The organism is Candidatus Latescibacter sp. IFSED24, assembly GCF_058273205.1.
This window is the reverse complement of the sequence record NZ_CM177850.1, coordinates 686,295-706,445: the sequence shown is the minus strand read 5'-3', so window position 1 is coordinate 706,445 and position 20,151 is coordinate 686,295. Positions and strand designations below refer to the sequence as shown.

Sequence of the window (20,151 nt, the reverse complement as noted above, 5' to 3'; positions counted from 1 at the left end):
CTCCTAGAGGCGGATGGAGAGCCAGCGTCGGTCGAGGAACAGGATCGTCATGATCACGGCGTGCAGGCCGAACCAGGCAGCCAGAGCCCACCAGGTCCCCAGGAGGCCACCACCGAGCACGACGCCCAGCAGCCAGGCCGCCGGCAGCATGAAGCCGGCGCTGGTGGCCACATCCACCAGCATCACCCGCCTGGTGTCGCCGGCGCCGCGCAGCACTCCGGCGAAGGTCAAGCCCACGGCGGCGAGGACCTGTCCCAGCGCGGTCAGGCGCAGGATCTGGCGGCCGGCCGCCAGCACGGCAGGATCGGGCGCGAAGACGCCGAGCAGCACCTCGGGAACCAGCAGGAACGGCAACCCCACCGCCGCCATCAGGCCGCTGCCCACCAGGACCCCGGCCAGACCGCTCCGCCAGGCGCCACGGGCATCGCGAGCACCGAGGCTCTGGCTGACCAGGGTCTGCACCGCCACGCCCACCCCGATGACGGGCATGATCGCCAGCGAGGCGGTGCGCATGACGATGTTGCCGGCCGCCATGGCCACCGTGGAGATCTGGGCGAGGATCGCATAGAAGACCACGATACCGCCGATCAGTCCGAAAGCCTGCACCGCTGGCGGCCAGCCCAGGCGCAGCAGTGGCCAGACCAGCTCCCGCCGCAGCGAACCGCGCCCGAACAGGCCGTGACGACGCCGCAAGCCAGGGCGCAGCACGACCAGGAGGATGAGCACCGCCCCCGTCAGGCTGGCGAGCGAACTGGCCAGCGCCGCCCCCCGCACTCCCAGGGCCGGCATGCCCAGATGCCCGAAGATCAGCCCCCAGTTCAGGGTCACGTTGACCAGATTCATGACCACGCCCACGACCAGTCCGATCCTGGTGCGGCCGAGACCGTCACAGCAGGCACGGATCTGGAAGAAGGCCAGGAAGGGCAGCAGGCCAGCCAGGCGCAGCGCATAGTACTGGCTTCCGAGCTGGATCACCTCGCTGTCGCGGCTGATCAGGCGCAGTCCCAGGTCGGGCCAGAGCAAGCCTGGCACCAGCACCACCGCCCCGGCGACGATCACCATCACGAGGCCTGTGCCCAGGACCGGCCCGACCTCGGTCGGCCGGCCGGCGCCGGCGCGTCGGGCGCAAAACGTCTGCACCGCCACATCGAGGGACTTGAGCGCCATGGCCAGCGCCGAGAACAGCAACGTGGCCACACCGACGGCGGCGATGGCGGCCGTGCCCAGTCGGCTGACCATGATCGTGTCGATGAGCCCCATGAAGGTCTGGGCGAGGTTGGCGACCACGACCGGAGCCGCCAGCGAGGCCACGTGGCCCAGCAAGCGACTCCGGGACAGGTCACCGAGGCGTTCAGCCGACAAGGATCTCCACCGTCCGGGCCAGGAGCCTGGCTCCGAATCCGGTGCCGCCCGGCGAGCCCAGCGGCCCATTCTTGTCGTTCCAGGCCGGGCCGGCCATATCGACATGAGCCCAGGCGATCTCCTCGGGCACGAAATGCGAGAGGAAGGCGGCGGCGGTCAAGGCGCCACCCTCGCGCGCGCCCAGGTTCTTGAGGTCGGCCACCTTGGATTTGAGCGCCTCGCGATGGGCGTCGATCAGCGGCAAGGGCCAGACACGCTCGCCAGTCTCGCCGCCGGCCTGCTCGAGCACCTCCATCAACTCGCCGCTGGTGCCCATGACGCCGGCGAATTCGTGACCCAGGGCGACGGCGCAGGCGCCGGTCAGGGTGGCGATGTCGATGATGTAATCCGGTTTGCGCGCGCTGACCCAGTGCAGGGCGTCGGCCAGGATCAGGCGACCCTCCGCATCGGTGTTCAGGACCTCCACGGTCTTGCCGCTGGCCATGGCCAGCACGTCGGCCGGTTTGATGGCGTTGCCGCCGGGCATGTTCTCGGCCGACGGTGCCACTGCCAGCAGCCGCACCGGCAGTTGCCGCGCGGCGATGATGGCGGCCGCACCGAGCACCGCGGCGGCGCCGGCCATGTCGCACTTCATGACGTCCATCTTCGCACCGGGCTTCAGGCTGATGCCCCCGGTGTCGAAGGTCACGCCCTTGCCCACCAGGGCCACGGTGGGCCAGTCGCGCTTGGCCGTGGCCGATTCGAGGCAGATCAGCCGGGGACCATTGCGGCTCCCCTGCCCCACGCCGAGCAGGCCGCCCATGCCCAGCTTCTTAAGCTGCGGCGGGGCCAGGATCGTGCATTTCAGGCCGTGGCGTCGGGCCAACTTGCGAGCCTCGGTCGCCAGCAGCGCGGGCGTGAGCTGGTTGGGCGGCAGGTTCACCAGGCGCCGGGCCTCCAGGCAACCCATGGCGGCCACCTCGCCCTGGGCGAGTCCGCGACGGAGCGCCGCCGCTTCCTCGGCCTGGCCTGGCAGGAGCTTCCAGACCTTGGGACCCTTGCTGCTGTTCTGCTTGGCATCGGCGGGTCCGGCGGGCGCCAGCCCCATGGCGACGCCCTCGACCCAGCATCGCGCCACGCATTCGGGGTCGAAGGCGCCGATCAGGGTCGGCATGGCCAGCACGGTGCCGGCAGCCATGCTGCGCGCCTGGCGAGCAGCGGTCGCCGCCGCCTTGCGCACGCCTTCCAACGAGAGCGACGCAACCGGGCCCAGTCCCACCAGCAAGACCCAGCCGGCCTTCAGACCACCGCAGTAGAGCGGCAACGTTGTGCCTGCTGCAGCCGTGAAGCCGCTGCGCTTGATGATCCGTTCCAGATCACCGTGGCCGCCGGCCACCGCCAGCACTCCGGTCAGGTCCGGGCCCTCCTTGGCTGCCGGCACGGGCAGCACCAGCAGGTCTGCGGCCAGCGAGGCCATCTCTCCCGTACTCACGGTCCAGCGCATGTCTTCTCCTCGGAAAATTCACGGTCGGTCGATCAGGATCCAGATGGCGAGGATGCCGGTTTGCCCGGACGAATTCAATGGAATCTTGTGTCCGCCGCCTCGTGATGCGTCTTGTGAGCGCGATTCGTCCGGACTAGAATGCTAGGCACGGGTGGCTGGATCATGCAACGCGCGCCCGTCGGCTGCGTAGGAGAGGTCAACCACGCCGCGAAAGGACGACCCTTGACTGAGAACCTCCCCAGCCCGGACACCCGGTCCCTGCGGCCTCCCCCGTGGGAAGAGCGTGATCGCTACGGTTTCCTCAACGCCCTGGTCCTGACCATCCGCCTGGTCCTGCTCGCTCCGGATCGGATGTTCCGGCGCATGCCCGTGGGCCTGGGCTACCTGCAGCCGTTGCTCTTCGCCGCGCTGCTGGCGCTCCTCGGCGCCCTCTTCGACTGGATGTGGGCCCTGTCCGCCGGCAACCTGCCGGCCATTCTCGGCGGCCCCACCTCACGCCTCTTCCATAGCCCCCTGACCGGCTTCAATTTCATCCTGAGTCCCCTGACCGCGGTGGTGCTGGTGTACCTGCGCGCCGCCATCTTCCACGCGCTGCTGGTGGTGACCGGCGGCAACCGGCTGGGCTTCGAGGCCACCTTCCGGGTCGTGGCCTACACGCGGGCCACGCGACTGCTCTCGGTCCTGCCCTTCTGCGGCTGGTTCGTCGGTCTGATCTGGGAACTGGTGGTGACGATCATCGGCCTGGCCCGGATCCACGAGTGCCAGGAATGGAAAGCCATCGTTGCCGTGGTGGCTCCCGTCATGCTGGGCCTCCTGGTGTGGAGTAGCTGGGCTCTCGCGCTCCTGGGCCTGGCCGCCATCCAGTGAAGCTGGTTCCGGGCGATCCGGGCCTGTCCCGGCGGCTGGCCCTGGCCACGCTCCTGCTCCTGCCCTGCGGCCTTTGGTGGTTGCAACGACATCCCCAGACCTTCCAGATGTGGTCCGGGCCCTGCCGGCTGGAGTCGTTGCTCGGAGTGCCGTGCCTCACTTGCGGTGGGACCATGGCCCTGGTCGAACTCGGCCGAGGCCGACTCCTGGCCGCTTTGCTGGCCAATCCCCTGGTGGCCCTCCTGACAGTGGCAGCGGCGGTATGGGCCCTGGGCGGACTGGCCATGACGCTGCGGCCACGCTGGCAGCGACGCATCGAGGCGGCGCCCGGTGACGGACGCCGCCTCGTGGTGGCCCTGGCGATCCTCGCGGTCGCCAGCTGGGCCTGGGTTCTGGTGGCCGACCGGCTCTAGCCCGTGCGGCCGGCCAGGGTCTGGCGGGCGATCACCAGTCGCTGGATCTCGCTGGTCCCCTCGTAGATCCGGGTGACCCGCACGTCCCGATAGTACCGCTCGACCGGGTACTCCTTGACGTAGCCATACCCGCCATGGATCTGAAGCGCCTCGTCGGCCGCCCGGCCGGCGGCCTCGGTGGCGAAGAGCTTGGCCATGGCCGCCTCGCGAGTGTAGGGACGCCCTTGATCCTTGAGCCACGAGGCGCGCAGGGCGAGCAGCCGCGCCGCATCGAGTTCGGTGGCCATGTCTGCCAGCTTGTGCTGGATCACCGGCTGCTCCGAGAGCGGCTTGCCGAAAGCCTCGCGCGCGCGGGCATACAGGAGCGCCTCCTCGAGACAAGCGCGCCCGATGCCGAGCGCCTGGAAGGCCACCCCGATCCGACCCCCGTCGAGGGCGGTCATGGCGATCCGGAACCCCTGGCCCTCGTCGCCGAGACGTTGCGCCACCGGGACACGCACACCATCGAGGCTGATCACCACGGTGTCGCTGGCGCGCAGGCCGAGCTTGTCCTCCTTCTTGGCCACCGCGAGTCCGGGACTGTCGCGCTCGACCAGGAAGGCGTGGATGCCGCGATGGCCCGTCGAGCCAGGCTCACGGGCGAGCACCACGAAGAACTGCGCACGCGAACCGTTGGTGACCCAGACCTTGGAGCCGTCCAGCACGTAGTGGTCGCCATCGTGGCGGGCGGTGGCGCCGAGCGCCGCGGCGTCGCTGCCGGCGTTGGGCTCGGAGACGCAGAAGCTGGCCAGCTCGCCGGCGGCCATGCGCGGCAGGAACGCCGCCTTGACCTGGTCGCTGCCGAAGCCCGCCACCGGATAGAAGCCCACGCTGTTGTGCACGGTGACCATGATGCAGATCCCGGCACTCTGCCGCGCCAGCTCCTCCACCACGAGCCCGTAGGAGATGGTGTCCAGTCCGAGCCCGCCGTACTCCTCGGGATAGCTGAGTCCGAAGAATCCCGACGCGCGCATCTTGTCCAGCAGCGATTCGGGGACCTCGCCGGTCACATCCATCTCGTGGGCCAGCGGGGCGATCTCCTGCGAGGCGAAGTCGCGGGTCATGTCCCGCAGCATGCGCTGGTTCTCGGTGAGTTCGAAATCCATGCGGCCCCCTATTCGTACTCGTAGAAGCCGCGACCGGACTTGCGACCGAGGAAGCCCGCGTCGACCATGCGCCGCAAGAGCGGACAGGGCCGGTACTTGCTGTCGCCGAAGCCCTCGTACAGCACGTTCATGATGTCGAGGCAGATGTCCAGCCCGATGAAGTCGGCCAGGGTCAAGGGGCCCATGGGATGGGCCATGCCCAGCTTCATCACGGTGTCGATGGCCTCGCGATCGGCCACGCCCTCCATCAGACAGTACACCGCCTCGTTGATCATGGGCATGAGCACGCGGTTGCTGATGAACCCGGGATAGTCCTGCACCGTCACCGGCACCTTGCCCAGCTGCTTGGCGACCTCGGTGACCAGCGCCAGGGTCTCCGGGCTGGTGGCCTGGCCGCAGATCACCTCGACCAGCTTCATCACCGGCACCGGGTTCATGAAGTGCATGCCGATGACGCGGTCGGCGCGTCCGGTGCAGCCGGCGATCTTGGTCAGGCTGATGCTGCTGGTGTTGCTGGCGAGAACCGTGTCGGCCGGGCAGATCTCGTCGAGCTTGGTGAAGATCTCCCGCTTCACCTCGAAACTCTCGAAGACCGCCTCGATCACCAGACTGCTGCCGGCGGCGTCCGTCAGGTCGCCGGACGTCGTGAGCCGCGCCAGGGTGGCCTTGGCGTCGGCCTCGCTGATGGCTTCCTTCTTCACCTGCCGTCCGAGATTCTTCTCGATGGTGGCCCGCGCGCGTTCCAGCGCCGCCGGCTGCGCGTCGATCAGGGTCACCTCGTGCCCGTTCTGGGCGAAGACGTGGGCAATGCCATTGCCCATGGTCCCGCCGCCGATAACCGCGACCTTCATCGTCGTCCTCCCTTCCCGCCTAGATGCGGCGGATGGTGAGCGCCACGGCGTCGCCGCCGCCGAGGCAGAGCGTGGCCAGTCCCTGCTCGCCGCCGGTGTCCTCCAGCGCGTGCAGCAGGGTCACGAGGATCCGCGCGCCGCTGCAGCCGATGGGATGGCCCAGGCTGATGCCGCCGCCGCGGATGTTGGTCTTCTCGGGATCCAGAGCGAGTTCGCGGCTCACCGCCACCGCCTGGGCGGCGAAGGCCTCGTTGACCTCGACCAGGTCGAAATCGCTCACCGCGCCGCCCGTCCGCTCGAGGAGCCGGCCGACCGCCGTCACGGGGGCCATCATGACCTCGTTGGGCGCCACGGCGCCGGTGCCGTAGGCCATGACCTCGGCGCGGACCTCCAGGCCGTGCGCCGCGGCGAAGTCGGCATCGCAGACCAGGAGCGCGGCAGCGCCGTCGTTGATGGTCGAGGCGTTGCCCGCGGTCACCGCCCCGCCGTCCCGCTTGAAGACCGGCCTGAGCCGGGCCAGGCCGTCGGCCGTGGTGTCGCCGCGCGGCCCCTCGTCGCGGTCGACGATCACGGGGTCGCCCTTGCGCTGGGGAATCTCCACCGGCACGACCTCGCGGGCGAAGTCGCCCCGCTCCCACGCCGCCACGGCCCGCTGATGGCTCAGCGCGGCGAAGGCGTCCTGGTCCTCGCGGCTGACCCGGTAGGTGTCCACCACCCACTCGGCGGTCAGCCCCATGTGGTAATCGTTGTAGACATCCCACAGGCCGTCGTGCACCAGGAGGTCGATGATCTCACCGTTGCCCAGCCGGTAGCCGTCGCGCGCCTTGGGCAGCGCGTAGGGAATGTTGCTCATGCTCTCGAAACCGCCGGCCAGGATGCAGCGGGCGTCGCCGGCCCGGATGGCCTGTGCGGCCAGGGCCACGGCCTTCAGGCCCGAGCCGCAGACCTTGTTGATGGTCATGGCGCTCACCGCGCTGGGTACGCCGCCGAAGATCGACGCCTGCCGGGCGGGGTTCTGGTGCAGCCCGGCCTGGACCACGTTGCCCAGGATCACCTCGTCCAGGGCCGCTGCGTCGAGGCCCGTGCGCTCGAGCAGCGCCTGGACCGCCTTGGCGCCCAGCTGGGGCGCCTTCAGGGGGGCGAGACCGCCCTGGAATTTGCCGATGGGGGTCCGGACCGCCCCACAGATCATCACTCGCTTGTTCACGACACGACCTCACTGCGCGTTGAAAGTCCAGGGTCGACAGCTCCCGATCGCAAGAGATCCGGCGCTGCGCCGCGGCAGCGCCGGACCCCAAAAAGAATACAGGAAGTCGACTCAGACCGCACCGCACAGCGCCGGTCTCACCGCCAGCGCGACTTGACCTCGCTCCAGGGTACGGCCTCGGTGGGCGTCTCGTCGCAGTCGTTGTTCAGACCCGGCGTGGGCTCGCAGCCGGTGCCCAGCGGCTCGAGGTCCCCCTCGTAGGGGTTGAGACTGTCGAAAAGGACCCAGGTGCCGCCATCGGGGGCCCGGCCGCAGGCACGGTCATCGGCCCCCTCGTGAGCCACGTAGACCTTCTCGTCCACCAGCAGGAGGTTGTCGGGATCATCGGGGTCCGTGCGCAGCAACTGCACCGTGTCGCCGCCGTTGTTCAGCGACAGGCCCGAGCTGCCGGCGCCGTTCTCGAGTTGCCAGGCCACGGCATGATACCCGTAGAAGACCGCCACCTCGCCCGGCGCCAGCACTCCGAACAGGTTCAGGTGCACCGCCTCGCCGAGCCCGTCGCGCAGCCAGTACTCGGTGAGGTGCACGTCTCCCGGTCCGGGATTGTAAACCTCCACCCACTCGTCGAGCTTGCTGTCGATCTCGCCGTCGCTGTCCCAGTCGCTGGCCGGATCTGCCAGCAGCTCGTTCAGGACCGGCTGCGACCGGGCCGGCCCAGCGGCCAGGACCAGCCCCAGCGAGAGGGCCAGCAGCAGGACTCCCAGTCCGGATCGCCAGATACCTTCGCGCATGCTGTTGCTCCAATCGGGAGGTCGTTCCAGATCGCCGGACGGATCGTCGTCCGGCGGGCGCCGGCCACTCGCAGGAAGCGGGCCGGTGGGACCGCCGGCGATGGATGCGGCCCTCCGGACGCCAGTGGCCGCCCGACGCCGGGAGCGTTCAGCAGGGCGTGGTGGGAATGGGTGTCCTCGAGCGGGGACGCTCGGCGCGGGTTCTGTCGACGTTCGCGTGCCTCGCAGCGGCTGATCTGCATGTGGTCTCGGCCACCGAGTCGGCACGCTGGAAGGCGATGGGGTGGTCCGCGAAACTGAAGTCGGCGGAGTCGAGCTAGCCTATGGACTCAGGACCGAGAGCCAGGGGCAGCGGGCTCCTGGGGATGCGGGATCGAGATGCGATACTGGGTGCCCTTGCCGGGTCGACTGGTGCAGGCGATGGTGCCGCCGAGATCGTGGGTGACCAGGCTGTAGACGATGTGCATGCCCAGCCCCATGCCGCCCTGGCCGCGGGCCGAGGTGAAGAACGGCTCGTAGAGGTGATGGACCTGCTCGGGAGTCATGCCGCGACCGTCATCGCGATAATCCAGCACGATGCCACGGTCGCAGCGGCTGACCGTGATCTGGATCTCGCCCACGAGCAAGCCATCGAAACCATGCTGCAACGAGTTCATGACGAGGTTGCTGACCACGCGGTAGAGCACGCCGGGGTCGGCCATCAGGACGAGGTCCTCGGGGCAGGTGAAGCGGACCTCCGCGTGCCGCTCGCGCAGCCGCGGGCCCAGGCTCAGGAGCACGTCGCCCAGGTACTCGCACAGCGGGATCCGACGCGGTCGCGAGACCACCTGGTCCACCGCCGCCTGGCGCATCCCGCTCACCAGGTCGGCCGCTCGCTGGAGGTTGTCGTTGATCAGTCGCGACGACTCGCGGGCCGAGGCGAGGAAGTCCTCGAATTCCGACCGGCGCATCAACCCGTCCTGGTACCGGCTGGCGATCTCCTGGGCGCGATCCCCCAGATGGTTGGCGGCGGTCAGCCCCACCCCCACGGGCGTGTTGATCTCGTGGGCGAGGCCGGTGACCATGCGCGCCACCGCCGCCATCTTCTCCGACTCCACCAGGTGGTCCTGCGCCTGCCGCAACTCGCCCTGCTGCTCGACCACTTCCTGCTCCAGCCGCTCGTTGCGCCTGGCGGCGGTCATGTCACAGAAATGCAGCAACCACCCCGACTCCTGGCCCAGAGGGCGCATTGTGAGTTGCACCCAGGTGCGTCGTCCCTGCGGGTCGATGATCTCGAAGAGCCCGCTGGAGCCGGGCAACGGGACCTTGTCGCCAGCTGCCAGACGCGTCGCGAGCCAGTCCTCGCTGCCGGGCAGCACCCGGGCCACGGCGTCACGGACGGACAGCCCCCGCATCTCGCTGGCCGGCCGGCCGGTGAGCTGCTCGAGCGCCTGATTCCAGATCACCAGGACCGCGGCGGAGTCGGTCATCGCCACCGGTTCGGGCAGGAGTTCGGCCAGATCGCCTGCGCGATCGTTGGCCTCGTCGAGACGCTGGCTGGTCTGATCGTGACACTGGACACGCTGGCAGATCTGGGCCATGGTCTCCAGGAGCTGCCGGTCCTTGCGACACCATCGCCGCTGACGGCCCAGGGTCTCGCACCCGAGCAGCCCGACCACCTCGCCCTGCACGCGGAGCGGGACGACCAGGAGCGAGGTGATGCCCTGGGCGAGCCAGCGAACCCGTTCCGGAACCTCTTCCGCCGCAAGACGTTCCACATCGGTGACCACCAGCGCGCCATCCTCGATCAAGCGTTCCCTGGTCCAGGGGTAGCTGGTCAGGCCGGGCAGACACTGATCATCGCGCAACGGCGAGACACCCGGCGCATACCATTGGCGATGACTGAGGAGGCTCGACCCATCAGGGCTCTGCATGTAGTGGTAGCAGCGATCGGCGCCGATCCGGCTGCCGATGAGGCTGAGTCCGCGGGCCAGGGCTCCGCCGTGTTCCTGGCGCGGCGTGACCTCGAAGTCCTGCAGGATCTCGCCCAGGATCTGCTCCGCCGAGTACGAGGGCCTGGCCACCGGATCCGCCGCCGACTCGGTGATCGCCTCCAGGAGACCGCGCCACCCGACCACACGTTCCTGGTCGACGATGGCCGACAGGCGCAGCGACACCGGAACCCGCGCTCCATCCCGGCAACGCAGCGAATAGGACCGGACCCTGACGTCGTCCGTCGAACGCAGGCTCTCCAGATCCTCCATGAGTTGCCCGCATTCGTCCGGGTCGAACAGGTCGCCCAGGTTCAGCCCGCTCCGGAGATCCCTCTCGCGGTAGCTGGTGAGGGCATGGAAGGCCCGGTTGGTATACGTCAGGGTCCGGGTCGCATCGGCCTCGATGAGGACGTCCTCGAGGAGTTCGCCCACGGCGGTGAAGCGCTGCGTGCTGCGCTGGTAGATCCGGCCGGTCTCGGCCCAGGCCGCCTGGACCTGGCGCCGCAGCTGGACGACGAAGAGCGTGGTGAGTCCGAGGAACGATCCGGCAGCCACGGCCACCAGCGCCGTGGGCCAGGTGGCGGGAGATTGAAACCAGAAGGCGGCCAGCAACATGATGCGGTTCGCTTCCCCGGGCGGGGCATCCTTGCCGTTGCTGGTTGGTTCCCTCCAACCATGTCGCTACTTGCGAGGCCGTAGTATGACTAAGGTTTCCCTTATGGTCAAGAAGATATTCCGGCACGGATGGCTCCTGTTTCTCTGCGCCCTGTGGGGGCTGGCCGGCTGCGGCTCGCAACCTTCCGGGAACGGGACCTCCTGGCGATCCCAGCCTTACGATCCCGGTCCACTGACCATGCCGGCGGCGGCTGTGGACTGCCCTGGCGGCCAGCGGCCGGAGATGAATGGGGCATTCCGACTCGCCCTTCCGGGCACCGTGGTGCCGTCCCGGGCTCCCCTGCCGGTCACCGAGGCCGAACGCCAGCTCTTCCGCAACCTGTACGAGCCGCTGGTCCGGGTGGGCTGTGACGGCGTGCCCGGACCGGGTCTGGCCGTCCGCTGGGAAGCTTTCGACGAGGGCCGCGTCTGGGTCTTGACCCTGCGTGACAGTGCCACCTTCTGGGATGGCACGCCGGCGGATGCCACGGCGGTGGTCGCGTCCTGGCGCCGCGCCGCGGCGCTCTGCCGTCTCCGCGGGGAACCCGACCCGTTCCTCCTCTTCTCCCCCACCGGAAGCGCCCTGCAGGTGATGGGACCGCAGGAACTGGTGATCCAGCTGTCCGCCGCCAGCGAACAGCTCCCGCTGCTGCTGGCACATCCGGCCCTGGCGATCACCGGCCCTCCTGATGGCCGCGGCTGGCTGGCCGGCAGCGGGCCACTGCAGCCCGCGGCCCCGCCCCGTGATCAGCGCCTCGAACTGCGACCTCGCCTGGATCATCCCCAGGCTCCGATCTGGGACCGTCTCGAGGTGTCGCTCGTGGTCGACGCCGACGAACGGAGCCTCCTGGATCTGGGCCACGACGCCCTGGTCACTCGCCAGCACGACGTGGTCGCGTATTACGAGGGCCGCCGCGCGACTCGCCTGGAGGCGTTACCCTGGGATCGCCGCTACTACCTGGTGGTCCCTGCGGCAGGGACGGGGGCCGAGGAGCGGGACCGCCGCCGCTGGACCGCGGGGTGGGATCGGGTCGAACTGGCGCGGGAGGTGACCAGCCAGGATGCGGAACCGGCCGACTTCTTCGCCTTCGAGCCGCCCAACCTGCTCTGTCCGGAGCTCGCCAATCCGGTGCCGGTGCTCGGGAATCCCGGCCTCACCGGCACCGAGACGCTGGCCTCGCGCGACACGGATCTCATCGTCTGGCCTGCCGACGACCCCGACGCCGGACGGCTGGCCGAGCGCCTGGCCGTCCTGGCAGCCCGCCCCCTGCGTCCCGGACCCGATCTGCCCAGCAGGGGACCGCTCACCCCACCGGATCCACCCGGTCCTGGCGTCGCGCCCGAAGCGGCCGCGGTGAGCCCGGCCGATCTGACGGCCCACCTCCAGGCCGGCAAGGCCGGGGCCCTGATCCTGCCCTGGCCCCGTCGTTTCCCGGCTCCCTGCCACGAGCTGGCACGGCTGCTCTCGCTGTCGGAATGGTTGCGCGAGGCGGCCCAGGATCCCACGGCCGACACCGGGCTCGTCCCCCCTGGCGCCACCGCCGCCCGCCCGGTGGATCAGGCCGAACCACCGCGCGTGCTGGCCATGGCCCGCCGGCTCGAGCAGACCCGGACCGTGCAGCCGCTGGTCCAGAGCCGCGCCTACCTGATCCGGGTACCCGGGCTGGTCGGTCTGAGCTGCGAGTACGATGGCTGCCTGCGCCTGTGGACCGGCGGCTGGCAAGCGCAAAGCTTTCGATAATTATTATGACAATATATCATTTTTTAACTAAAGGCATCTTATGCGATGTCGAAACCATATGCGTTCATATGAGGTGCTCGTAGACAATCTCCAAGGGGACAACCATGACGACGAGCCAAGACAGCACCGCCCTGCTGGAACCCACTACGATCCGTGACGACCTGGCCGGCAAGTACATGGGCTTCAAGCTGGACGAGGAGAACTTCGGACTCGAGATCCTGAAGGTCCAGGAGATCATCGGCTTGATGACCATCACGGCCGTACCGCGCACCCCCGATTTCGTACGCGGCGTGATCAATCTGCGCGGCAAGGTGATCCCGGTCATCGATCTGCGCCTGAAGTTCGGCATGGCGGCCAAGGAGAACACCGAATTGACCTGCATCATGGTGGTCCAGGTCAACATGAGCGATTGCCTGGTGACCATGGGCGTCATCGTCGACCAGGTCTCCGAGGTCATGGACATCAAGAGCGACCAGGTGGAGCCGCCCCCGTCGTTCGGCGATCCCGAGGCCGAGAAGTTCCTGCTGGGCATGGGCAAGTTCCAGGACAACGTGGTCATGCTCCTGGATGCCGACCGCATCCTCAGCGCCGGCGAAATGACCATGGTGGGTGCCATGAGTGACGAGTCGTAACCCCCCTGCTCCGAGCTCGGACGCCCCCGAAAGCCCCGCGACCTGGTCGCGGGGCTTTCATCGTTCCGCACGTGGCCGTATCATACCGGTATGCTCACGCTCATCCTCTCGGTCCTGCTGACGCTCTCGGCCGCGGCCTCCGTGCCGCCGCCGGACAAGACCGCGCCCCTGCCCGACCTGCCCTGGCCCGGTCGCATCCCGGCCGGCGACACGCGCGGCTACGACGTCCTCGCCTACCATCTCGAACTCGACCTCGCCGCCCTGCCCCCCCAGACCCCGCGCATCGAGGGCCGCACCACCATCGAGCTCGCGCTGCTGGCCGAACCTCCCGTCGAACTGCGCCTCGACCTGGTGGACGCGCTCGCCGTCAGCTCCGTCCTGCGCGACGGCGTACCGGCACCCTGGATCCAGGCCGGCGACAGCCTGCGCGTGGCCCTGCCTGATCCGCCCCAGGCCGGCGCCGCCCACACCATCATCGTGGAGTACGCCGGCCGGCCGCCGCGGCACGGCACGCTCTGGGCCGGACTGCTCCTGCGCGACCACGGCGACTGGACCCCCGACGACCCCAGCGACGACGGCCCCAGCGTGGGCAACGTCTCCCAGCCCTATTCGAGCCACAGCTGGTTCCCCTGCAAGGATCATCCCGCCGACAAGGCCACCCTGCGCTTCGACATCACGGCGCCCGACACCCTGACCGTGGTCGCCACCGGCGTCCTGCAGGACACCACCCCGCTGCCCGCGGGGCGTCGCCTCTGGCGCTGGGCCACCGACCATCCCGTGGCCACCTACCTGGTGGGCCTCGCCACGAGCAACTTCGCCTCCTGGGAGGAGACCTGTCCCTGCGCCGAGGGCCCCCTGCCGCTGCAGTATCACGTCTTCCCCGAGCACCGGACCGAGGCCGAGGCGGTCTTCGCGCCGACGTGCGCCATGATGCAGTTCCTCGAGGACCTGGCCGGCCCCTACCCCTTCGCCGGCGAGAAGTACGCCCAGGCCGAGATCGCCTGGGGCGGCGCCATGGAGAACCAGACCGTCACCGCGTTCGGCCAGGCCTCGCTGCTCCTGCCCACACGCTCGGCCCAGCTGGTCAACGTCCACGAGATGGCCCACCACTGGTTCGGAGACAGCCTGACGCCGCGGGTCTGGTCGGACATCTGGCTCAACGAGGGTTTCGCCCGCTATACCGAGGCGCTCTGGCTCGAACACGTCGAGGGACCGGCCGCCTACCTCGCCCACCTCGACCTCCTCCGCGACGACGACCTCTTCCAGGGCGACGGCCTGCTCGCCGACCCCGACCCCGTCCTGCCCAATCTGCTGGTCTACGACAAGGGCGCCTGGGTCCTGCACATGCTGCGCTGCCACCTGGGCGATCCGGCGTTCTTCGCCTTCCTCCACGACTATGCCACCGATCCGGCGCTCCGCCACGCCAGCACCGACCGTGCCGCCATGACCACCGCCTCCACCGCCGCCTCGGGCCTGGACGTGGCCGCTTTCCTCGCGCCCTGGCTCGACACCGAGGCGGTGCCCGAGCTGGGCGTGCGCTGGCGCCGTGTGGACGGCGGCACCCTGGTGGAGGTGACCCAGCACCAGGGCGCCCCGTTCTTCCCGCTGACGGTGCCGGTGCGCGTGCATGCCGGCCCCGAGCGCCTCGACCGGCGCCTGCGCATGGACGCGACCCTCGCGGGCACCGTGGTCCAGACCACGGCGCCGGTGGACAGCGTGGTCCTCGACCCCGACGGCTGGCTCCTCTTCCGCACCGCCGATTCGCCGCCACCGCGGCTGCTCGCCGCCCAGCCACGTCCCAACCCGGCCATCGGGTCGGTCAACCTGGCCTACTGGCTCGCGGCGGCCGACCGGGTCACCGCCGCTGTCTACGACGTGCGCGGCCGCCAGGTGCGGCGCGCCGATCTCGGCTTGCAGCCTGGCCTGGGACCGGAGGATCCGCTGCTCTGGACATGGGATGGTCGCGACGACCAGGGCCGCGGCGTGGCGGCGGGCGTCTACTGGCTCGAACTACGCACCCCCGACGACCGGACCGTGCGCAAGGTCACGTTCCTGCACTAACGGACGAGCGTCACCTTCAGTAGCGCCCGGCCGCCCGGGCCCTGCGCCCGGATGTAGTACACGCCGCTGGCGGCATGCCGCCCCTGATCATCCCGACCGTTCCAGACCACCCGCTGCACGCCCGCACCGCGGGGTTCGTCGAGCAGGCGGCGGACGAGGCGCCCGGCGGCGTCGTGGATCAGGAGCTGCACTCGACCGGCCCGGGGCAGCGAGAAGACGATCTCCGCGCGTGGATTGAAGGGGTTGGGCACGCACGGCCCCAGCGACAGCTGCTGGACATCGGGCACGTCGGTCGTGGTCGGCGAACCGAGGATGGCGAAGACCTCGCTCAGGGCCGTCCCCAGGTTGCCCGCGGCATCGCGCGCGGCGAGCCGCAGCCGCGCGGACGGGCAGGAGGGATCGGGAACGGTCCAGACGGTGCTGCCGTTGGCCGGCAGACCGGTGCCGGCCGGTTCCCAGGTGGCGCCGCCGTCACGGCTCAGCTCGAGCGCCATGGCGACCACGCCCACGTTGTCGGCGCTGACCCAGGCCAGCTCCACCGCGTCCTGGGGCGCCAGCTGGCTGCCCGCCGCGGGACCGAGGGTCAGGACCACGCCGGGCTCGTAACGGTCGATCAGGGCGAAGACGCCGCTCTGGGCGGTGCCCTCGTTGCCCTCGGCGTCGCGCGCGGCCACCCCGATCACCATTAGTTCACCCGGGGTCGGCCCCAGGCTGCCGGTCCAGACCCCGGTGTTGTCCAGGCCGGTGGCCAGACGCCGCGGATAGGTCATGCCGCCGTCGTAGCTGAGGCGGAGGTCCACCGCGCCGACCCCGCCAGGGTCGCTGGCGGTCCAGACCACGGTCTGCATGTCGCCTAGGGTCCACTGCTCGTCGCCGGCAGGGACCAGGATGGAGACCAGCGGCAGATCGGTGTCGAGATAGGGAACGCCCACCTCCACGAAGAACTCGGCCAGTGGGCGTGGCGAGAGGATCCCCCGCACCAGCACGTCGGTCCGCCGGCCGGCGTTGTCCTTGCTGGAGGGCTGGGTGCCCGCGGCGAAGCGGGTGGCGCCCAACGTGCCGGGCCAGGGATCGCCGGCGTCGCCGCGGTTGCCGCCAGAGACCTGGAGCAGCTGGTCCAGGCCATCGGCCTCTTCCAGCGCCACACCGTAGGAGGTGCCCACGTTGACCTCGTTGAGTGGCCGCGTCCGGTCGATGATCTCCTCGTCGACATGCCAGATCAGCAGGCCTTCGCCGGGCAGCGACGTGTCGTAGCCGGTCCGCCGCCGGTTCTCGATCAGAAAGTACTCGCCCGCGGCCATGTCGGGATCGCGGACGGACAGGACGGCATCCGCGGCCAGGCTCACCATACCGTCCTGACGCACGTCCTGCGGCGTGACCCAACCCAGTTCGCAGCGGCTCCAGGCGCAGGGATGCGAGGGCGAGTCGGGACTCGCGCCATCACCGCCCCAGCTGCCCGAGCCCATCAGGCCCCAGCCCCCGATGCCGGCGCGGCTGCTCGCGGTGTCGTAGAGGTCGGGCAGGCCGAGCACGTGGCCGTACTCGTGGCAGATCACGCCGATCTCGATGACCCCGCCGTCGCACGACTGCTCGGGCACCAGAATGTAATCGTCCACGAGGAGGTAGCCGCCGCCGGTGCGCCGGGTCCCCGTGGTGTAGGTGCCATAGCCCCAGCCGGCGAGAAAGAAGCAGTGGCTCCAGAGGTCGGCGGTACCGCACTCGCCGCCGGGTCCGGCGTGCACGACCACCACGCAGTCCACGCGGCCGTCGTCGTCGCCGCTGTTGGGCACGCCGTCGGGGCCGTCGTTGTCGTAGGGACCCCAGTCGAAACCGGCCTGGTCGGCCAGGGTCACGAGGTCGCGCACGAAGCGGCCCGCGTTGTGGGGCGCGCCCCAGAGATCCATGCCGTTGTCGTCGCCCGCGTAGTACGACCGGGTCTGCGATACGCGCAGCCAGTCGCCGACCTGGCCCTGGACGTCGAGCCGCCCGCCGCTGGCCTCGTCGTAGTAGTCCTGGACCGAGTTCGTGCCGGTGAAGACCGCCTGCAGGGCGGCGACCGACACCGAACCGGCGCGGTCGCTGAAGCCGCCCGGCAGCACCGGCAGGCGGTGCAGCAAGGCGCTCTTGTCGGTGCCCAAGGCCAGCGCCGCGTGGGAGGCGAGGCCGGGCTTGGGGCCGGGCCAGTGCTGGAGCACGGTGGGGGTCTGGGCGGTGGAGCCGGGTCGGGGTGGGGCCACAGCCGAGGCGCGACCCGGGGCGAGGATCAGCAACACCAGCAGGGCGGCGTTGCAAAATGCACGGAGCTTCTGTCGCGGCAACCGTCGTGCTCCCTGATCAGGCCAGACGAGGGACGATCCTGCACGGGGCGGAACGTCGTTCCACCCCGAGATGCAGGGATCGGGCCGTCGGTCAGCGGCAGAGCAGGAGCTTGCAGGTGTCGTCGCCTTGGTCGGTCCGCAGCCGGATCAGGTAGGTTCCCGAAGGCAAGGCGCGCCCCCCGCCATCACGGCCCTCCCAGGACACGCGGTGGGTGCCCGCGGCGAGGAATCCGGAGGCCAGCGTGGCGAGGCGTCGTCCCGTCAGGTCGTAGGCCGCCACCTCCACCGGGCCGGCGGCCGGCAGGCGGAAGACCACCACGGTGCGCGGATTGCTCGGGTTGGGGAAGGCACCGGCCAGCGTCGCGAACCCATCGGCAGGCGGGACGGCGACGGTGCCACCGTCGACGTTGCCGCGGGCCGCGTTGTAGAGCTGCTTCGTGTTCTCGTCGCGGACCCAGGCCACCAGATGCAGGTTCTCCGCGACCCAGGCGGCGTCCAGGGGGGTCTCGATGACGACCTCGTGCAGGCCAGCGACGGTCGGCACCGCCAGTCCCAGCGTGTCGGGATACAGGCGGCGGAAGACCTGCTCGTGGATGGTCTCGCCGTTGCCGCCCGCCGCCTCCACCTGGTCCTCGGTCACCGCGAGGCGCAGCACGAGGTCGGTCCCCGGCGCGATGGGCTCACGCACATCCATGGTCACTCGGGCCCGGGCGCCCTCGTCCTCGCTCGCCACCACCAGGTCCAGCGGCGAGGGGATCTGGAGCCGCGCCGCGATGCGGTCGGCGAAGTCCGCACCGTCGCTACCCGCATCCACGGTGCCGTCGAGCCAGAGGTGGGGCGCGTAGTCGGGCCCCGTCGGGGTATCGAAGATCAGCCAGCGGCTCTGGGGCACGTTGGCGTGGTACATGGGATCGTCGTCGCCGCCCGGCCACCAGCCGTGCACCCGCACCATTGCCAGCTGTTCGGGATTAAGGGCCAGGTAGGCATCCAGCGCCTGGTTGGCCTGGGGACAGCCCGAGCAATCCCAGTTGGTGACCAGCAGGCCGTACGGCAGACGGTCGCGGGAGTAGGCGAAGCAGACGGTCGCCCCGTGGTCGTTGCCGGGGTCGGCATCGCCGTCCAGGGTGATGGTGGCGGTCAGGTCGTACCAGCCCGCGGTCGTGGCCTGGTAGGCGGGGAAGGCCACCACGCGCACCTCGCCCGGCGTCAGCCCCGCGGCGGTGAGCTGCTGGGTGTCCTCGAGCGTGCCGTTGACCGCCACCGCCAGCTCCACCAGGCAGTCCACCGCCTCGCCGCCGAAGTTCTCCAGCTCGACCGTGGGCGGGAAGGCCTCCCCCGCCCGGAACCAGCCGTGGTCCGGACCCACGGCGTTGATCCCGACGTCGCGCTCCTCGGGCTGGTAGCAGCGCACGTCGTCCACGTACCAGATGTCGCCCGCGGTGCCCACGTAGCGCAGCGCCAGGTAGAGCGTCTCGTGGCCGATGAGGTCAGCCAGGTCCAGAACCACCGGCTCACCGTCCATCCCGCCGATCACGTAGTCCTGGGGCGTCATGTGCAGGAGCGGGGTGAAGGCGACGGGATCGTCGGGCATGGTGGTGGAAAAGAGGACCTCGTGGTAGTCGGCGTAGAGCGGGTGCCAGTAGAGCGCGGCCTCCCACCACTCCAGCGTGAGCTCGGACAGGCCCCGGGTGTCCAGGGGAGGCGTGACCAGCCACTCGTCCTGGTACTGACTGGCCCCACCGTAGAACACCACCGCGCTCCAGGCGCCGCTGTGCGCCTGCGCCTCGGTGCGGTTCCACTGCGGGCCCTCGCCGCTGGTCAGCACGGTCCAGCCCGGGGGCGGGAAGGGCGCTTCGAAGCTCTCGTTGACCAGCTCGAGTGCCATGGCCGGAGCAGCCAGCACCGCAAGGGCGACCAGCAAGGTCGCAGCGTGGTGGCGGGTCATGTCCTCACCTCCAGCCTGGGTTGACTACCGGAACAGGCTCTTGACCTCGCTGAAGGTCACGGCTTCCACGGCCACGCCCGAGGGGGTGCCCCAGAACCTGGCCATCCACTGCTCGTCGTTGGCAGGATCCCAGTGGATCTGATCGCCCGAGAAGAGGGTGACCAGCGCCACGCCGTCGACCGCCGCGCTGTAATGCGACCAGGGCATGGCGAAGTAGAGCACCCAGTAGGTCTGGCCGGCCATGAGGTAGAGCGGCTCGGCGAAGTCGGTGCCCTGGAAGCCGGCCGGTTCCCCGTCCACCAGCGGGTGCACCGCGCTGGCCAGCACGTTGCCGTCGGGCAGACCGTCGAAGTCGCCCATGAGCTGGACCGTGAACTGGTCGTCGTCGAGATAGTCGCTGGCGCCGGCGTAGAACTCGACGCGCTCGAGGTTGTAATCCATGGCCGGCACGTACTGGATGGCGAAGTTGGAGGGATAGCCGAAGATGGAACCCGACTGGGGCGTCGCGTCGGCGTTCCAGTCGTCCATCAGTTCGGTGGCGGCGGCGGTGCCCACGAGGGCCAGGCACACCAGGGTGGTCAGCGTGATCATGGTTCTCATCGCGATACCTCCAGCTCGGACGTGGTCAGGCAGGATCGACCGCACGCGGTGGTGTGAACGGTGGTCAGGAACTTGGATCGGTGCCCGTGGTGTGACTGTGGCCGGATG

General features: G+C 69.8%; 15 protein-coding genes. 5 read left to right on the top strand and 10 right to left on the bottom strand.

What is annotated here, in order from left to right; all coding sequences use genetic code 11:
- Nucleotides 1-3: 3 nt before the first annotated feature.
- Entirely contained in the window at nucleotides 4-1,362 is a 1,359-nt protein-coding gene (locus IFSED24_RS02770) for an MATE family efflux transporter (RefSeq protein WP_491333697.1), read from the bottom strand.
- Nucleotides 1,352-2,845, bottom strand: a complete 1,494-nt coding sequence (locus IFSED24_RS02765; protein ID WP_491333696.1) for a leucyl aminopeptidase — start codon at nucleotides 2,843-2,845, stop codon at nucleotides 1,352-1,354. The genes IFSED24_RS02770 and IFSED24_RS02765 overlap by 11 nt, the downstream gene beginning before the upstream one ends.
- 222 nt (nucleotides 2,846-3,067) lie before the next feature.
- Here IFSED24_RS02765 and IFSED24_RS02760 point away from each other — a divergent pair, with 222 nt between their 5' ends.
- Entirely contained in the window at nucleotides 3,068-3,712 is a 645-nt protein-coding gene (locus tag IFSED24_RS02760) for a YIP1 family protein (protein WP_491333695.1), read from the top strand.
- Nucleotides 3,709-4,125, top strand: a complete 417-nt coding sequence (locus IFSED24_RS02755; protein WP_491333694.1) for a DUF2752 domain-containing protein — start codon at nucleotides 3,709-3,711, stop codon at nucleotides 4,123-4,125. Before IFSED24_RS02760 ends, IFSED24_RS02755 begins: the two co-directional genes overlap by 4 nt.
- Here the strand turns inward: IFSED24_RS02755 and IFSED24_RS02750 are convergent.
- The 5 genes from IFSED24_RS02750 to IFSED24_RS02730 form a co-directional block, all read right to left on the bottom strand.
- The gene (locus IFSED24_RS02750) at nucleotides 4,122-5,270 is read right to left on the bottom strand and encodes an acyl-CoA dehydrogenase family protein (protein ID WP_491333693.1); all 1,149 of its coding nucleotides are present in this window, start codon (nucleotides 5,268-5,270) and stop codon (nucleotides 4,122-4,124) included. The two genes, IFSED24_RS02755 and IFSED24_RS02750, sit on opposite strands and share 4 nt — an antisense overlap.
- 8 nt (nucleotides 5,271-5,278) lie before the next feature.
- Complete coding sequence (locus IFSED24_RS02745; protein WP_491333692.1) at nucleotides 5,279-6,121, bottom strand: 3-hydroxyacyl-CoA dehydrogenase family protein; 843 nt, start codon at nucleotides 6,119-6,121, stop codon at nucleotides 5,279-5,281.
- Between the two features lie 19 nt (nucleotides 6,122-6,140).
- Nucleotides 6,141-7,313, bottom strand: coding sequence for an acetyl-CoA C-acetyltransferase (locus IFSED24_RS02740; RefSeq protein ID WP_491335021.1), 1,173 nt, complete (start codon nucleotides 7,311-7,313; stop codon nucleotides 6,141-6,143).
- 152 nt (nucleotides 7,314-7,465) lie between these two features.
- Nucleotides 7,466-8,119, bottom strand: coding sequence for a lamin tail domain-containing protein (locus tag IFSED24_RS02735; protein ID WP_491333691.1), 654 nt, complete (start codon nucleotides 8,117-8,119; stop codon nucleotides 7,466-7,468).
- A gap of 329 nt (nucleotides 8,120-8,448) precedes the next feature.
- Nucleotides 8,449-10,707, bottom strand: coding sequence for an ATP-binding protein (locus IFSED24_RS02730; protein ID WP_491333690.1), 2,259 nt, complete (start codon nucleotides 10,705-10,707; stop codon nucleotides 8,449-8,451).
- 283 nt (nucleotides 10,708-10,990) lie between these two features.
- Between IFSED24_RS02730 and IFSED24_RS02725 the strand changes: the two genes are divergently transcribed.
- The 3 genes from IFSED24_RS02725 to IFSED24_RS02715 all read left to right on the top strand — a co-directional run bounded on the left by IFSED24_RS02725 (nucleotide 10,991) and on the right by IFSED24_RS02715 (nucleotide 15,180).
- Entirely contained in the window at nucleotides 10,991-12,487 is a 1,497-nt protein-coding gene (locus tag IFSED24_RS02725) for an ABC transporter substrate-binding protein (RefSeq protein WP_491333689.1), read from the top strand.
- A 104-nt stretch (nucleotides 12,488-12,591) separates the two neighbouring features.
- On the top strand, nucleotides 12,592-13,119 hold the full coding sequence (locus IFSED24_RS02720) for a chemotaxis protein CheW (RefSeq protein WP_491333688.1): 528 nt from the start codon (nucleotides 12,592-12,594) through the stop codon (nucleotides 13,117-13,119).
- Between the two features lie 90 nt (nucleotides 13,120-13,209).
- Nucleotides 13,210-15,180: a M1 family aminopeptidase gene (locus tag IFSED24_RS02715; RefSeq protein WP_491333687.1), complete on the top strand. Its 1,971-nt coding sequence runs from the start codon at nucleotides 13,210-13,212 to the stop codon at nucleotides 15,178-15,180.
- On the opposite strand, the gene IFSED24_RS02710 is transcribed toward IFSED24_RS02715, so the two are convergent.
- From IFSED24_RS02710 to IFSED24_RS02700, 3 genes are all read right to left on the bottom strand, one after another.
- On the bottom strand, nucleotides 15,177-17,498 hold the full coding sequence (locus IFSED24_RS02710; protein WP_491333686.1) for a M6 family metalloprotease domain-containing protein: 2,322 nt from the start codon (nucleotides 17,496-17,498) through the stop codon (nucleotides 15,177-15,179). The genes IFSED24_RS02715 and IFSED24_RS02710 overlap by 4 nt on opposite strands.
- A 91-nt stretch (nucleotides 17,499-17,589) precedes the next feature.
- On the bottom strand, nucleotides 17,590-19,443 hold the full coding sequence (locus IFSED24_RS02705; RefSeq protein ID WP_491333685.1) for a choice-of-anchor J domain-containing protein: 1,854 nt from the start codon (nucleotides 19,441-19,443) through the stop codon (nucleotides 17,590-17,592).
- A 24-nt stretch (nucleotides 19,444-19,467) separates the two neighbouring features.
- Nucleotides 19,468-20,043: a hypothetical protein gene (locus IFSED24_RS02700; protein ID WP_491333684.1), complete on the bottom strand. Its 576-nt coding sequence runs from the start codon at nucleotides 20,041-20,043 to the stop codon at nucleotides 19,468-19,470.
- Between the last annotated feature and the right edge of the window lie 108 nt (nucleotides 20,044-20,151).